Source organism: Kallipyga massiliensis ph2 (assembly GCF_000311985.1).
GTDB classification, from domain to species: domain Bacteria; phylum Bacillota; class Clostridia; order Tissierellales; family Peptoniphilaceae; genus Kallipyga; species Kallipyga massiliensis.
Genome location: NZ_HE978585.1, coordinates 964,224 through 978,848 on the forward strand (window position 1 = coordinate 964,224; position 14,625 = coordinate 978,848).

Below are 14,625 nucleotides of genomic sequence, written 5' to 3' on the forward strand. Positions count from 1 at the left end.
CCTGGACCGACTAAGGGATCAATTTGAAGACTTGAAGAAATCCTATCAGGATACAAAAATTGGATTGATGTCATTGGTTTCTTATTTGAGCCAGGTCAACCAGGCCATGAAGAGGATCAGCGGACAGTCGGTAGAGATGAAAGAGAAGGCGGGATCCTGGGAAGCCGCAGTGAAGGACCTCCCACCGGGAGCGATGGCGTCCGGCTTCCGGGGAGATTTTCAAGCAAAAGCCGGCCAGGAGAACTTTGAGGACTTTGACCGCCTGGCCAGTGAGATGGAAGAAATGGGAAAAACGGTTGCTGACCAGTTGGAAGCCTGGAAGGAGGTCAGTTTTGAGGGGAAGAAGTTGGACCAACTCAGCTTTTCCACCTGGCTGGACCGGGAAAAATCTTTAATTCTTTCCGGACAAAGGGGAGAAATCCAAGCGCCCGGGAAAAATTCTCTTGGTGGGAAAGAATTTTCAGAGGAAGTCTTGGATGCCCAGTCCTCCCTGACCAGCCTATCTCCGGACAAGCGGGCAGGGCTCCTGGAATTTATCCGGGCCTGGAATCAAAAGAGGAAGTTGAAGAAGCAGGCTAAATGGGCGGATAAACTTAGAATGACCAATTTGGCCGGTTCTCTGTCCCAGTATATCCCTTCCGATAGCCTGAGTCGCTATCCGGTGGGAGGAGGGCTCCTGAGCGGGTCAGAAAATCTTTCAATAGGGGGCCTGACCGGAGATACCACCATCATGGACCTGGTCCTTTCCGGTTTTAAGCAATCAAGTCAGGTCTTTTCTTATGAAGACTTTATCGATGAAACGGGGATTCGGGCCAAACTCTATCTCTATTGGACAGGAATGTTTAGCCACCGGACGACCCAAAAAATGGAGGAGAAGGAGGGGGAGGACCGACTTTCGCTTACCGGCTACCCTCTTAAAGAACGTCCTTTCTATGGGGGTGAGTTGGAATATATCCTCTTTGGTAAGGATGCCTTTTTGGATAACCTCCAAAGGGCTGCCTTGGCGATCTCCGGCCTTCGCTTGATGATGAATGCGGCCTATGCCTTCACTTCCGCCGACCTTTATCAACAGACGGCCCCCCTGGCAACGGCCATCGCCGGCTGGTCGGGATTTGGAGTTCCCTTTGTCCAATCCGTTTTTTTAGGAATTCTTGCCATTGGAGAAACCAAGCTCGATATGGATGACCTCTTAGCGGGCATGGAAGTACCTGTCTTGAAAAGCCCATCCTCCTGGCGTTTTTCCCTCTCCGGGATCAAGCCTATGGCTCAATCCATAGTAGGCGACCTTTTTGACGCCGGGGAGTTTCAAGCGGCTTCGTCTGTGGAGGCAGCGAAGGAACTGGTCAATGAAAAGATGACAGCCATTGCTTCTTCAGCAAAGGAGATGGCCAAGAATGCCATCAAAACACCCATTCAAACCTGGATGACCCAGGCCTTGTCTAAAATTCAAAAGCCCGATCCGGACAAGGAGGCCGGTGAACTCAAGGCCTTGATTGGGCAGATAGGGAGTGTGAATTCAGGGGGAAGCCTGGATAGGGCTATCCAAGGGGCAGGCCATCGTTTGGGAGGGAAGACGGGAGACTTGATGGCGGCCTTAGGAGAATTGCGAGAGAAAAAAGCTAAGGAGAAAAGGCTAACGGCTGACTTGGTGAAAGAATTAAACGATAAGGTTGACCAGATTGTGGATCCCCTGGTCGACCAGGCGACGTCAAGCATTGACGGGATCTCCGATCAATGGACCCGGAAGCTGCATAGCATCCGTCAGACGAGTGAGGCGGAAAGCAAGAAGGCTCTGGGAGAATGGCTGGATGGATTTCAGAAAGAAATGGGCGGGGGAGATTTGGGAACAGGTCTTGCCACCGGAGCTGGGCTCAGCATGGGCTATGAGGACTACATTAAGCTCTTTCTCTTTATGGCCTTGACCGGACCGGGAAAGGAGGCCCTCTTGGTCAACACCTGCAAGCTCATCCACGCGGAAAATGGGGATACGGACTTGACCCTGGCCCCTACGGCCCTTAGCTGGACCGGGCTTGGTCGGGTCAAGCTGACCCTGATCGGGAAAAACAGCATCTGGGCACCATCCACCTCATTCCAGGAGGGGTCCTATGAGATTAAAAAAACTTGGATTGAAGGATATGGGGAGAAGGAAATTAAAGACAGGGGAGGCGGTGGATGAAGAATAAGCTCTTGTTGAGAAGGGGAAGGAGGGAAGAGGGATCCCTGACCATCGAGGCCGCTTTGATCATGGGGATCATGGTGATTTTTATCACCGGATGGATTCTCATCCTTCACCTCCTGAAAATCCAGGCCTACACCCAGCATGCCCTGGATCAAACGGCCCTCAACCTCTCTGACGACCTCTCCATGGTCCATTCCCTCAGGGAGGGGGTCAACCAGATTGGAAACTATTTGAAAGATACGGTGGATCTCCGCCCCCCTGAGGCATTAAAGGGCCTGGATATGGGGGGGATAGAAGACCTGGCCCTTAAAGGGTCAAGCCAGCTGGCCTTCAGCAAGGCCTTAAAAGGAGGAGGAGAAAAACTTTCCCCGGCCATTTCCCAATGGATGGGGGATCCTGTTCTTGAAACGACAATTGATGATGATCAAGATATCATCCAATTAAAGCTCACTTATGAGATAAGATTGCCGGGCCCCCTCCAGGCCTTCGGCCCGAAAATCGTCCATCAAAATGTGGAGACAGGCATCTGGCTTTTAACCGATGAGCCAGTCGTGGGGATCTGGGACGAAGACGATCGCAATAAGAAAAAAGAGGAGTCCATATGGAAGGAATCCAATTTCTCCCGAGGGAGGAAGTTTGCCGAAAAATACCGAAAGCAATCAGCCCAGCCCCTTCCACCCGGACAGGGGATCGATTTTATCGACAGCGGGGGGAAAGGAGTGGCCATCTATTCCCTCAATATTTTTTCAGACCATTACAGCCTGGGAAAGGGGATGGACCCATCGGGCTATCAGTTAAAAAAAGATGGTCTTGAAAAAAAGTTAATCTCTTATCTCCGGAAAACCAAGAGGGATATAGGAAAGGTGAATTCCGGTCAAGGAGGAAAAGAGACGGTGAAATCAGGCGGCTTGCTTATCATCGTTCCGGAGGAGGCGAAAGTTTTTTCAGCCGACCTTGAGGTTCTAGGTCAGGATCTTGAAAGAAAAGAAGGTCTTTCTGTGGACTTTATTTATGACCAGAAAGCCCTCGTTGAAGGGGGAAAGGATGATTAGGGAAAGGCGGTGGGCCTATCCGGCTATTCTCATTGTGGTTACCCTATGCTTGACCCTGGTCAGTTTCGGCCAGGTCCGGGCCCGGACCCAAGCCAGGGCTCGGGTGGAAGAGGAGCTTTCTATTCTTCTGGGGGAAGGCTTTTATAAAGAGGCTCTGTCCAAGATTCAGGGCTTAAAAAGCGAGGATCGCAGCTTCTTCTCCTTCCGCGAGCTTACTGCCTTGGTGGGCATGGGAAATTTAAACCGGGCAGAAAACTTCCTGGACAAGGACCGGGATTTTCAACAGAAGGGAGAAGGAAGTCAGTTGATTTTTCAGGCCTGGAAGGAAAAGCAGGCCTATGACCGGGCCTACCTTTTTTTAAAAAGCCACCAGGCTGACTTTCCTCAGAAGGATTACCGAGGCTCCATCTTGGACCTCCTCCGGAAACAGCGGGTTTTTCCCTGTCAATCGGCTTTTCAAACCGGTTGGTTTGATGGAGTGAGTATTCTCAGGGATAAGCAGGGAGCCTATCTTGTGGATGGATCGGGACAGGGCCTGAACTTTGACCGCTATGAGGAGATTCGCCCCATCCAAGGAGGATTTATGGCCAAAAGAAAGGACTATTGGGTTCGCTTGGATAAAAGAGGCCGGTTCGGGGGATTGACGGATGGGGAAGAAAAGATCCTGGAAGAAGAAAAAGATTTTTTCTTTGAAAGGAGGCAAAGTCAGGGATTGTGGGGCTTTGATTACCAGGGAAAGTCTATCCTTCCTTGTGAATATGAGAGACTTTCTCCTCTTTCCTCTAAGGGAGTGGCCTTTGGTCAAAAGGAGGGGGCATGGTACCGGATCGTTTTTCCCGCCCTCAGCCAGGGGACAGGGGAATCCTAGGAGGTCAAACTTTGGTATTTTTCTTTTCTTTATACTAAAATACTATTGTTGAAAGATGGGAGATCCTATCCCCAAGAATATGAGGAAATAAGGAGAGAAAATGCTTACAGGAAAACAACGCAGCTATCTGAAGTCTTTATCAAACGGCCTGCATTCCACCTTGATTATTGGAAAAGAGGGAGTGACAAAAAACACCCTTAAGGAATTGGAAGACCAGCTGACCGCCAATGAACTCGTCAAAATGACCTTTTTGGATACGGCCGGGGTGGATCCTGAAGATGAGGTGGACCAGCTTCTTGAACTCCTGGATGCGGAATTTGTCTCTCATTTGGGTTCTAAACTTGTCATTTACCGGTCTTCCAAGAATGCCAAGATCCAGCTTCCTAAATAGGTTGACCCATGAGAAAGAAACAGAGACTGGCGATCTATGGAGGGACTTTCGACCCCATACACATGGGTCATCTCCTTATCGCCGAGACTTCGCGGACCCTCCTGGGCTTGGACCGGGTCTATTTTCTCCCAGCCTTCAGCCCTCCCCACAAGGACTTTAAGGGAGACAGCGCCCGGGCAAGGTTGGATATGCTGGAACTGGCCATCAAAGACAACCCCCATTTTGCCATAGACTACCGGGAAATTGAAAGCGGAAAAGTTCGCTACTCGGTAGACACGGTCAAGGAAATCCAGAAGGAGAATCCTGACCATGAGATTTGTTTTATTGTCGGGGAGGATTCCCTGATGGATATCGGAACATGGCACCGCCCTGAGGATCTTTTAAGTCGGGTCCACCTGGTGGTAGCGACCCGGATGGGGATAAAGGGGGATCCAGCAAAAAAAGCGGAGGCCCTCCGCCGTCAAGGCTATCAAATTACTCTTTTTTCTCGTTTTATCACCGGCCTATCGTCAACGGAGATCCGCCGGGAAGTGAAGGCAGGGCGGTCCATCCACTATGCCGTTCCTGAGAAGGTGGAAAAGTATATTCTTGAGAGGGGGCTCTACCTTGGAGAATGAATGCTCAATATTTTTGGATATGGTCGAGAAGGTATCCTTGGATTTTCTGGACAGGGAGCCATACAAAGAGTGGAATGAGATGTTAGAGTCCAGCCTCTCCGACCATAGGTACCGGCATGTGGTTCGGGTCACTAGAACAGCCATTGCCCTGGCCCACTATTACGGAGAGGACGAAAAAAAATCAGCCCAGGCGGCCTTCCTCCACGATATGGCCAAAAAAAATGAAAAGCGATATTTCAACCGGCTCTTAGAGTTGGGCTATGTCAATGAAGAGGATTGGGAGCCCAGTCCCTATTTTCACGCCTACCTGGGAGGGCTTGCTGTTCGCTACCTATTGGGCGTGGAGGATATGGACATCGTCCGGGCCATCCAGTCCCATACCCTGGGATCCGACCATATGTCAAGGCTGGATAAGATCATCTTTCTGGCCGACCTCATCGAACCGGGAAGGGACTTTCCCACCCTGCCGGCCATTCAGGAAGCAGCCCTTCAAAGTCTGAATGAAGGCGTTCTGAAGGCCATGGATAATACTATTTCATATTTGGTTAAATCGGATTCCTCCATCAACCCCCAAACGATTGTGGCCAGAAATGCCCTTTTGAAGGAGATGAAGGAAGCCAAGAAAGGATAGAAAATTGACGGACATGAAGAAAGAGTCCCTGGAAAAAAACGACCTCATTTTGAAGGTGGCAGATGATAAGTTGGCCAAGGATATCACGATCCTTGAAATGGATCCGGGACGGGTAATCTGCGATTATTTTATTATTATGACGGGACGAAATAAAAACCACACCCAGGCCATTGCCGATGCGATTGAAGATTCCCTTTATGAGAATGAGATCCCCCCTTTGAGAAAAGATGGGTTTAGGGAGGGGTCCTGGATCCTGCTCGATTGCGGGGAGACCCTGGTCCACATCTTCACCTCGGATCAAAGGGACTTTTATAACCTGGAGGGCCTCTGGTCTAAAGAGACCAAGGACAAAGAAGGGCAGGAGAAGGAAGAGACGGAAGAATAGAAGAGAAAGAGGGGAAACTTGGGAGGAAAAAAAGAAAAAATCCTTTTGGTCGTGGCCGGACTGGGCTTGGTCCTGTATGGGCTTTGGACCGGCCTAGGGAAGAAGGACAAGGGGATCATTGAAGGGCGGACAGACCCTCCTTCTCAGGAGTCCGTTGAGGAAGAGGAGTTAAGCCATCAGGAAGCGAGCCAGGAGGAGTCTTCTGAGCCTGCCCCCCTGCTCTATGTCCATGTGGACGGAGCGGTGAAGAATCCGGGTGTCTACGAATTCCCGGAAGGAGCCAGGGTCAAGGATGCCATAGAGGGAGCAGGAGGCCTGACATCCGGTGGTGATACCGGGTCTTTGAACCTGGCCCAAAGGCTTTCCGATGAAATGAAGATCCATGTCCCTAAGGAAGGGGAGGCGGTGGCGCCATCGGATTTGACAACCCATCCTTCTGGCGGTGGAGGAGAGGGGAAGGCCGGGAAGGTGAATATCAACCGGGCTTCCCTGGAGGAATTGACCAGCCTTCCCTCGGTCGGAGAAAGTCGTGCCCGGGAGATTATTTCCTACCGCGAACGGTCTCCCTTTGTCAAACCCGAGGATATCATGAACGTTTCCGGGATCGGCCAAAAAACTTTCGACAAGATGAAGGACCTGATTTCCGTGAAGTAGTTGATTTGCCCTGCTTTCTCTGGTATAATTTTTTGAGTTGTTGGAATCTTTTTAAGTAAGGGGTGAAGACTTTGAAGACTTTTTTCATTATCGTCTTGGTCATCGCAAGTGTGGCCATCATTGGAGCAACGACTCTTATGGACCCGAAGACCGGGGCCGGGACTTCCTATGGCCAGGATGCCAATGCGTTCGGGACCTCTGCCTACAAGGGCAAGGACATTATGCTCAACAAGGTAACGACAATCTTTTCGATCATTTTCGTCATTAGCCTGATCGGACTTGTCGTTGTAAAATAGTTTTACCAGCATGGAATCCCAAAGCCTCCAACTTGCGTTGGAGGCTTTTCTTGTTTCCCTTCTTATACCGGGCCGCTAAGCCTCCCCATAATGGGTAAGAAAAGAGATGAAGAATTCGTATCGAGAGGGAAAGAATTGAAGGAAAAGAGACCGGATAGAACAAAGGAAGGTAGTATGGATATTAAGAGATTCTTGCTTTCTTATTTGCAATCAGAGAATTATGAGCCCATTCGGGTTCAGGAACTGGCCGATTTCTTTGGCCTGGAAGGGCAAGAAAGACTGGACTTTTACCGGATCATTGATGACCTCCTGGACCAGGAGGTGGTTAGGATGACCAAGCGGGGCAAGGTTCTTGCTTACAGCTCATCCAAGAAAAAGACCAAAAAATCCCATAAAAAAGAGAAGAAGGAGGGGAATTCCGGATTGGATCCGGAAGACTTCTACCAGACGGTAGATATGCCCATGCCTTCTCCGGAAGGGGGGAAGCCTATCCTGGGGGAGGCTGACCCGGTGGAAGGGGAAGAGGATGTCCCGGAGCCGAGTAAAGAGAGCCAGGAGAATCGGGGCCCCCGAAAGAAAAATGAGGGGAGGATCCAAGGGAATGCCAAGGGCTTTGCCTTCTTCATTTCGGATAACCCTGAAATGGAGGATGTCTTTATCGGCCCGGATGACCTAAACGGAGCCCTTCATGGGGACCGGGTCCGTATCCAGGTGACCAACCAGGGCGACTCCTCCAAAGGGAAGAGGGCTGAGGGCCGGGTCATGGAGGTCTTGGAAAGGAATCCCAAGAAGATTGTTGGCCGCTACCAGGATATGGGGGGCTATGGATTCGTCATACCCGACCAGAAGGCCTATTCTAAAGACATTTATATCGATGGTGACAACGCCATGAATGCCAAGGAAAACGACAAGGTCCTGGTTCGGGTCGACCGTTTCGAAAAGGATAAGGAAAATCCGGAGGGCCATGTCCTCATGGTCATCGGTCCAATGGATGGAAAGGGGGTGGATATCACCTCCGTGACCATGGCCTATGACCTTCCCTATGAGTTTTCCGAAGAGACCAAGGCCGAAGTTGCCCGGCTCCCCAAAGAGGTCAAGCCGGAGGAAATCAAGGATAGGAAGGACCTGAGAAAACTCTATACGGTGACCATTGATGGGGCCGATGCCAAGGACTTTGATGATGCCATTTCTGTCGAAAAGCGGGGGAACTATTATAACCTATACGTCCATATTGCCGATGTTTCCCATTATGTGAAAGAAGGAAGCGCCTTGGACAAGGATGCCTTCGCTCGGGGAAATTCCGTTTACCTCCTCGACCGGGTTATCCCCATGCTGCCTGAAGACCTGTCCAACGGCCTCTGCTCCCTCCTTCCCGGCCAGGATCGCCTGGCCATGACCACCCAAATGACCCTGGATGAGGAAGGAAAGCTGGTGGATTACCAGTTTTACCGGTCGGTGATCCGGTCCGACCACCGGCTGGTTTATGAGGACGTATCCGATTATTTGGAATTCGGTAAGGTATTTACCGAGGACGGAAGCCTTTACGACCGACTGGATTTGATGGAGGTCCTCTTTAGCAAGCTCCACCACCACCGGATGGAGGAGGGGACCATCGACTTCGATTTTCCGGAAATCCGGGTGGTCCTTGATGAGGAGGGCCGGCCGGTGGAAGTGGGCCAGGAGGAAAGACGGGTGGCCAACCGGATCATTGAAGAGTTTATGATCCTTAATAACGTGGTTGTTGGTCGCCATTTCTATGACCTCAAGCTTCCCTATATCTACCGGATCCATGGCCTGCCTTCTCCGGAGGCCATCGACCGCTTGAACCGGGTCCTCCAGGCCTACCGCTACCCCATGGTTTCGGACCAGGCCCAGCCGGGAGAGCTTCAGGATATCCTCCGTCTGGCGGAAGGGAAGAAGGAGGAGTCTTTCATCCAGATGGTGGTCCTGACCAGCCTCCAAAAGGCCATTTACAGCCCTTCCACGACCATGCATTTTGGCCTGGCTGCAGACCACTACTCCCACTTCACCGCTCCCATCCGCCGGTATTCGGATTTGATTGCCCACCGCCTACTCAAGGCCTGGTTGGACGGTCATCCTTTAAAGGACGGTCAAGTCAAGGAAAAAATCTTTGACCAGTGCATCCATATCACGGAGACTGAGGAGAATGCTGAAGATGCGGAACACGATGTTGTCGATATGAAGTGCGCTGAGTATATGCGCCAATATATCGGAGACACCTTCTCCGGAGTAGTTTCTTCCCTAACCAATTTTGGCGTCTTTGTTGCCTTGGACAATCTTGTCGAAGGGCTGGCCCACTTCCGGGATATGACCGATGATTACTATACCTATGATGAGGACCATTTCGTCGTTCGGGGGGAGAGGACTAACCGGAAGATCCATTATGGGGACCGGGTCTCGGTTCTTTTAACCGGGTCCAATCCGGAAACTCGGGAGATCGACTTCAAGATCCTCTGGCCGGATGAGGGCGAAAAGGGGGGAACAACCTCCAAAGAGTCCAGTGGGAGAAGGAGGACTCACCCCGGGAGGGACAAGCACCGGACAGGAAATAAGAGCATGAAGGGGGGAAAACCCTCCAAGTCTTTCCAGACCCGGATGGAAAAGACCGGTGGACGGCAGAAAAACCGCAAGCCCTTCTCCAACCGAGGGGGAAGGCAGCGGAAGAAAGGAAGATAGGAAGACATGGCCAAGAGTCAGGAAGGAACAAAACGGCTTGCCGATAACCGTCGGGCCCGCCATGAATATTTTATCGAGGAGAGCTTTGAGGCCGGATTATCCCTCCAGGGAACGGAAGTAAAATCCATCAAGGCCGGTCAAGTGTCCATAAAAGAAGCCTATGTCAGCATTAAAGACGGGGAGGCTTGGATGGAGGGAATGCATGTGACCCCCTATAAACAGGGGAGGCTCCAAGACCAGGACCCCCTCCGTCCCCGTCGTCTTCTCCTCCACAAGAAGGAAATCCAGAAGCTCTATGAGGGTGTCCAGAAGATGGGTTATACCATTGTCCCCCTGAATATCCACCTTCGAAATGGCTTGGTTAAGGCAGATATTGCCCTGGCCAAGGGTAAAAAGCTTTACGATAAGCGGGAAAGCCTCCGGAGGGGAGATGACAGGCGCCGGGCGGAAAGGGCTATGAAGAATTATAGATGAGGAGATTCAAGATGCGATTGTTGAGACAAGACCATAAACCGGCTCCCTGGGTCCTCTATCTAGCCGGGGGCTGCTTCTGGGGAGTGCAAGGGTATTTTCAAAGGATAACCGGCGTTCTTGATACGGAGGTGGGATATGCCAACGGGATCCAGGCGGGGACATCCTACCACGAGCTCTCTCGGACTGACCACGCGGAGACGGTCAAGGTCACCTTTAATAGTGGGGTCCTGTCCCTGGAAGAGCTCCTGGCCCATTATTTCCGGATCATCGACCCCACCTCCATCAATAGGCAGGGCAATGACCGGGGACGTCAATACCGGACCGGGATCTACTATGACCGGGATTTTCCTGAGGAAGGGCTGGTTAGGATCCATCGTTGCCTAGAGGCTTTGGAAAAAAGACTGGGTCAAAAGCCGGTCATCGAAGTGGAGGCTCTAAAAAACTGGGTTCGGGCAGAAGAAGCCCACCAGGATTACCTGGAAAGAAATCCCGGAGGTTATTGCCACATCAATCTTTCTTTAGCAGACCGGCCTTTGGATGAGGACTTCATCGATTATCAAAAGCCAGCCAGGGAAACCTTGAAAAAAGAACTCAGCCCGGAGGCCTACCACATTACCCAGGAGGAGGGGACCGATCCCCCTTTTTCCCACCCCTATGACCAGCTGGATGAACCCGGGATTTATGTCGATATTGTTTCCGGTCAGGCCCTCTTTTCTTCTCGGGATAAATTTGACGGAGGTTGTGGTTGGCCTTCATTCTCCAAGCCCATCCTTCAGGAATCCCTTGCTTATAAAAAGGACCGAACCCTAGCCATGGAAAGGACTGAGGTCCGGTCCCAAGGGGCGGACTCCCACCTGGGCCATGTTTTTCCTGATGGCCCCCAAAATTTGGGTGGCCTCCGCTACTGTATTGACGGGTCCGCCCTTCGCTTCATCCCTCTTTCCAAGATGGAAGAAGAGGGCTATGGAAAGTGGATTCCTTTCGTTGAAAAATAGATCAAAAAAAACGACCCATTTCGCTGGGCCGTTTTTTTATTAGGCTAAGAAAGTGGAGATCATCCAGTTTACCAAGGAGGTCACCCCGAAGAGGTAAAGGAAGGTGGGGAGGGGCTTGCCGATTAGACAGATCAGGATAAAGCGGGAGAGGCGCATATCGCTCAAGCCCATAATCATGGTACTTGCATCATCGGGCAGGCCGGGGATGAGGTAGGCCAGAAGAAGGATGATGGAAGCGGTTCTTTCATTCTTGATTTTGGATTGGATCTTGTAAAAGACCTCATCGGGGACGAAGGCCTTGACGAAGGTCTCCCCATAGCGGCGGGAGATAAGGAAGGAAGCAACGGATCCGACTAAGCTGCAGGCCATGACCGTCAAATAGCCGAGTACAGGTCCATAAGCCATATAAGCAGCTAATCCGGGAAGGGCACCGGGAATAACGGGGAAAAGCGTATTGAAAAGGATCAGGGCAACAGAGAGGATGTAGCCGATGGGACCCAAACCCTGGAAAAAGTCTTTGAGGGGTTCAGCGGAGGAAAACCAGTCCCTTTTATAACCATAAAAAAGGAAGATGGCCACCAAAACCAGAACGATTAGGGTGATATAACGAATTTTCTTTTCCACCCGACTGATTCGTTCACGGTCAATTTCATGATGGGGCCATTTTCTTGCTTGCATCATATCCTGACTATCTTCGCCCGGTTCTCTTCTATCGGCCAAACTCATCACCCCTTTTCTCCCGGCGGCTGAAATAAGATCATCTCCTATCTTCTTTCAAATTTTCGAAATGATTATATACTATATTAGTAATACAGTCTATAAATGATATGGATCCATCTCCCCAAATAAAGCATGAAAAATACCCGGAATATCGGACTTTCAGCCAAGTTGATAGCGGTTTGTGGTACTATTAAAGCGGTTTCCTATCGTTTTCGGAATTCTCAATCCCACTAGCTAAATATGCACCATTATTATAGAGAAAAAAAGGAGGAGTGAATGTTTGAGGTATTAAAACGTGTCCAAGAATCGGAACATATCTACACCTTGGTCCTGCATGCCCCAAGAATTGCCCGATCCTGCCTGCCTGGTCAGTTCCTTATTGTCAGAGTTGACCAGTATGGGGAAAGAATCCCCTTAACCATCGCTGATTATGACAGGGATGGAGAGACGGTGACGGTTGCCGTCCAGGCCATCGGCAAGTCCACGCAAAAGCTGGGGCGGGTCAAAGAAGGCGAATACATCGCTGATATCGTTGGCCCCCTGGGTCAGCCTTCAGAGCTGGTGGAAAAAGACCCGGATGAGCTCAACCGGATGAAACTCTGTTTCATCGGTGGAGGCCTCGGCATCGCTCCCGTTTATCCCCAGGTCCGCTGGATGCATGAGCACGGAGTCAAGGTGGACGTCATCATGGGAGCCAGGACTAAGGACCTGATCTTCTGGGAAGAAAAGATGCGGGCAGTGGCTGATAATGTCTATATCACCACAGATGACGGTACATACGGTCGGGAGGGCTTGGTGACGAAATGCTTGGAAGACCTGGTCAAAAAGGAAGGAAAAGACTATCAGCATGTGGTCGTCATTGGCCCCATGATTATGATGAAGTTTGTCACCCAGCTCACCGGTAAGGAAGGGCTGGATATCCCCACCACCGTTTCCATGAACCCCATCATGGTGGATGGAACAGGGATGTGTGGGGCTTGCCGGTTAACCATCGGCGATGAGACCAAATTCGCCTGTGTAGACGGACCGGAGTTCGATGGTCACCTGGTGGATTTCGATGAGGCTCTTAAGCGGGCCCAGATGTACCGCACTCCGGAAGGCCGGGCGGCCCTCCGGATCAAGGACCGGACGGAGTTGGACCAGGACCACCACGGTCAATGTTCGGACCGGATGAGCGATGCTGACTTTGACCCCATGGTCCGCGTACCTATCGCTGAGCAGGACCCTTTGAAGAGGTCCCAGAACTTCCAGGAAGTCTGCTTGGGCTATACCAAGCAGGAAGCGATGTTAGAGGCCTCCCGCTGCTTTGAGTGTAAGAAGCCCCGCTGTGTGGAAGGCTGTCCGGTCAAGATCGACATTCCAGGCTTCATCAGTCAGGTTAAAAAGGGTGATATCAAAGCTGCCTACAAGATCCTCTCCGCTTCGACCTCCCTGCCTGCTGTCTGTGGGCGGGTCTGCCCGCAAGAAGAGCAGTGCGAAGGACCCTGCATCCGGGGGATCAAGGGAGAGGCTGTGGCCATCGGGAAGTTAGAACGCTTTGTCGCCGACTGGGCCAAGGACCATGAGATCCATCCGAAGTTGGATGAGGATGTGAAGGATTCGGGGCGGAAGGTGGCCATCATCGGTGCGGGGCCTGCCGGATTAGCCTGTGCCACGGACCTGGCCAGGATGGGCCATCAGGTCAAAATCTTTGAATCCCTCCACTTGGCCGGCGGCGTCCTCCAGTACGGGATCCCGGAATTCCGCCTCCCCAAGGATGAAGTCGTCAACTATGAGGTGGAAAACGTGGAACGCCTGGGGGTGGAAATCGAAAAGAATGTCCTGGTCGGACAGACCATCACCATTCCCCAGCTCATGGAAGAGGAGGGTTTTGATGCTGTCTTTATCGCTTCCGGAGCCGGTCTTCCCCGCTTTATGAATATCCCGGGAGAGAACCTCAACGGCGTTTTATCCGCCAATGAGTATCTGACCCGGACCAACCTCATGCACGCCTTTGATAAAAAGTACGACACCAGCGTCAACCGTGGCAACCGGGTCATTACCATCGGGGGAGGAAACGTGGCTATGGATGCGGCCCGGACCGCCCTCCGCCTGGGTGAAGAATCCCGGATCGTTTACCGGCGTTCGGATGCGGAGCTTCCCGCTCGTCGAGAGGAAATTGAACACGCTAAAGAAGAAGGCGTTATTTTCAACCTCCTCCAGAATCCTGTTGAAATTTATGGGGATGACCAGGGGTGGATTTCCGCAATCAAGTGCATCAAAATGGAACTGGGTGAGCCGGATGAATCCGGCCGTCGTCGGCCGGTTCCCATTGAAGGGTCGGAATTTGTCCTTCCCTGTGACACCCTGATTATGGCCCTGGGAACCAATGCCAACCCCCGCGCCACCCAGGGCATGAAAGGCCTGGAAAAGAACCGCTGGGATGGGATCATCATCGATGAAGAAACCGGGGCCACCAATATTCCGGGCGTCTTTGCCGGCGGTGATGCCGTAACAGGGTCCGCTACCGTCATCCTGGCCATGGGCGCCGGACGTCAGGCAGCTAAGGGCATTGACCAATACCTGGCTAGCTTATAACAGAAAGATTTGACAAGAAGAAAGGATAAGGCTTTTGCCTTATCCTTTTTTTTGCCCTAAAGACAAAAGGAACAAATTTTATAAAAAGC

The 14,625-nt window shown here is 51.5% G+C and carries 14 protein-coding genes; 13 read left to right on the forward strand and 1 reads right to left on the reverse strand.

Going from position 1 to position 14,625, the window contains the following annotated elements:
* From HGKM_RS04345 to msrB, 12 genes are all read left to right on the forward strand, one after another.
* Nucleotides 1-2,176 (forward strand): DUF5702 domain-containing protein (locus HGKM_RS04345; RefSeq protein WP_172634690.1); only part of this gene is annotated, 2,176 nt, incomplete at its 5' end.
* On the forward strand, nt 2,173-3,231 hold the full coding sequence (locus tag HGKM_RS04350) for a TadE/TadG family type IV pilus assembly protein (RefSeq protein ID WP_019134120.1): 1,059 nt from the start codon (nt 2,173-2,175) through the stop codon (nt 3,229-3,231). The genes HGKM_RS04345 and HGKM_RS04350, both read left to right, overlap by 4 nt.
* On the forward strand, nt 3,224-4,099 hold the full coding sequence (locus HGKM_RS04355) for a hypothetical protein (RefSeq protein WP_019134121.1): 876 nt from the start codon (nt 3,224-3,226) through the stop codon (nt 4,097-4,099). The genes HGKM_RS04350 and HGKM_RS04355 overlap by 8 nt, the downstream gene beginning before the upstream one ends.
* 100 nt (nt 4,100-4,199) lie before the next feature.
* Nucleotides 4,200-4,490 carry a YhbY family RNA-binding protein gene (locus HGKM_RS04360; RefSeq protein WP_019134122.1) on the forward strand — a complete coding sequence of 97 codons (291 nt, stop codon included), beginning with the start codon at nt 4,200-4,202 and terminating at the stop codon, nt 4,488-4,490.
* Between the two features lie 8 nt (nt 4,491-4,498).
* The gene (gene nadD, locus HGKM_RS04365; RefSeq protein WP_034578977.1) at nt 4,499-5,107 is read left to right on the forward strand and encodes a nicotinate (nicotinamide) nucleotide adenylyltransferase; all 609 of its coding nucleotides are present in this window, start codon (nt 4,499-4,501) and stop codon (nt 5,105-5,107) included.
* Nucleotides 5,108-5,186: 79 nt separating this feature from the next.
* The gene (gene yqeK / locus HGKM_RS04370) at nt 5,187-5,738 is read left to right on the forward strand and encodes a bis(5'-nucleosyl)-tetraphosphatase (symmetrical) YqeK (protein WP_172634691.1); all 552 of its coding nucleotides are present in this window, start codon (nt 5,187-5,189) and stop codon (nt 5,736-5,738) included.
* A gap of 13 nt (nt 5,739-5,751) precedes the next feature.
* On the forward strand, nt 5,752-6,123 hold the full coding sequence (rsfS, locus tag HGKM_RS04375) for a ribosome silencing factor (RefSeq protein ID WP_019134125.1): 372 nt from the start codon (nt 5,752-5,754) through the stop codon (nt 6,121-6,123).
* 18 nt (nt 6,124-6,141) lie between these two features.
* Nucleotides 6,142-6,777 carry a helix-hairpin-helix domain-containing protein gene (locus HGKM_RS04380; protein WP_019134126.1) on the forward strand — a complete coding sequence of 212 codons (636 nt, stop codon included), beginning with the start codon at nt 6,142-6,144 and terminating at the stop codon, nt 6,775-6,777.
* A 71-nt stretch (nt 6,778-6,848) separates the two neighbouring features.
* Nucleotides 6,849-7,073, forward strand: coding sequence for a preprotein translocase subunit SecG (secG, locus tag HGKM_RS04385; protein WP_019134127.1), 225 nt, complete (start codon nt 6,849-6,851; stop codon nt 7,071-7,073).
* 174 nt (nt 7,074-7,247) lie between these two features.
* A complete protein-coding gene (rnr, locus tag HGKM_RS04390) occupies nt 7,248-9,770 on the forward strand; it encodes a ribonuclease R (RefSeq protein ID WP_019134128.1) in 2,523 nt (840 codons plus the stop codon).
* 6 nt (nt 9,771-9,776) lie between these two features.
* On the forward strand, nt 9,777-10,244 hold the full coding sequence (smpB, locus tag HGKM_RS04395) for an SsrA-binding protein SmpB (RefSeq protein WP_019134129.1): 468 nt from the start codon (nt 9,777-9,779) through the stop codon (nt 10,242-10,244).
* A gap of 11 nt (nt 10,245-10,255) precedes the next feature.
* On the forward strand, nt 10,256-11,239 hold the full coding sequence (gene msrB / locus HGKM_RS04400; protein ID WP_019134130.1) for a peptide-methionine (R)-S-oxide reductase MsrB: 984 nt from the start codon (nt 10,256-10,258) through the stop codon (nt 11,237-11,239).
* 39 nt (nt 11,240-11,278) lie between these two features.
* On the opposite strand, the gene HGKM_RS04405 is transcribed toward msrB, so the two are convergent.
* Nucleotides 11,279-11,959, reverse strand: a complete 681-nt coding sequence (locus HGKM_RS04405) for a TVP38/TMEM64 family protein (protein WP_172634692.1) — start codon at nt 11,957-11,959, stop codon at nt 11,279-11,281.
* A 276-nt stretch (nt 11,960-12,235) separates the two neighbouring features.
* On the opposite strand from HGKM_RS04405, the gene gltA reads away from it, so the two are divergent.
* On the forward strand, nt 12,236-14,536 hold the full coding sequence (gltA, locus tag HGKM_RS04410; protein ID WP_019134132.1) for an NADPH-dependent glutamate synthase: 2,301 nt from the start codon (nt 12,236-12,238) through the stop codon (nt 14,534-14,536).
* Nucleotides 14,537-14,625: the final 89 nt, after the last annotated feature.

Coding starts and splice junctions, on each gene's coding strand:
- HGKM_RS04350 (WP_019134120.1), top strand. CDS start 2,173: ATGAAGAATAAGCTCTTGTTGAGAAGGGGAAGGAGGGAAGAGGGATCC.
- HGKM_RS04355 (WP_019134121.1), top strand. CDS start 3,224: ATGATTAGGGAAAGGCGGTGGGCCTATCCGGCTATTCTCATTGTGGTT.
- HGKM_RS04360 (WP_019134122.1), top strand. CDS start 4,200: ATGCTTACAGGAAAACAACGCAGCTATCTGAAGTCTTTATCAAACGGC.
- nadD (WP_034578977.1), top strand. CDS start 4,499: ATGAGAAAGAAACAGAGACTGGCGATCTATGGAGGGACTTTCGACCCC.
- yqeK (WP_172634691.1), top strand. CDS start 5,187: ATGTTAGAGTCCAGCCTCTCCGACCATAGGTACCGGCATGTGGTTCGG.
- rsfS (WP_019134125.1), top strand. CDS start 5,752: ATGAAGAAAGAGTCCCTGGAAAAAAACGACCTCATTTTGAAGGTGGCA.
- rnr (WP_019134128.1), top strand. CDS start 7,248: ATGGATATTAAGAGATTCTTGCTTTCTTATTTGCAATCAGAGAATTAT.
- smpB (WP_019134129.1), top strand. CDS start 9,777: ATGGCCAAGAGTCAGGAAGGAACAAAACGGCTTGCCGATAACCGTCGG.
- msrB (WP_019134130.1), top strand. CDS start 10,256: ATGCGATTGTTGAGACAAGACCATAAACCGGCTCCCTGGGTCCTCTAT.
- gltA (WP_019134132.1), top strand. CDS start 12,236: ATGTTTGAGGTATTAAAACGTGTCCAAGAATCGGAACATATCTACACC.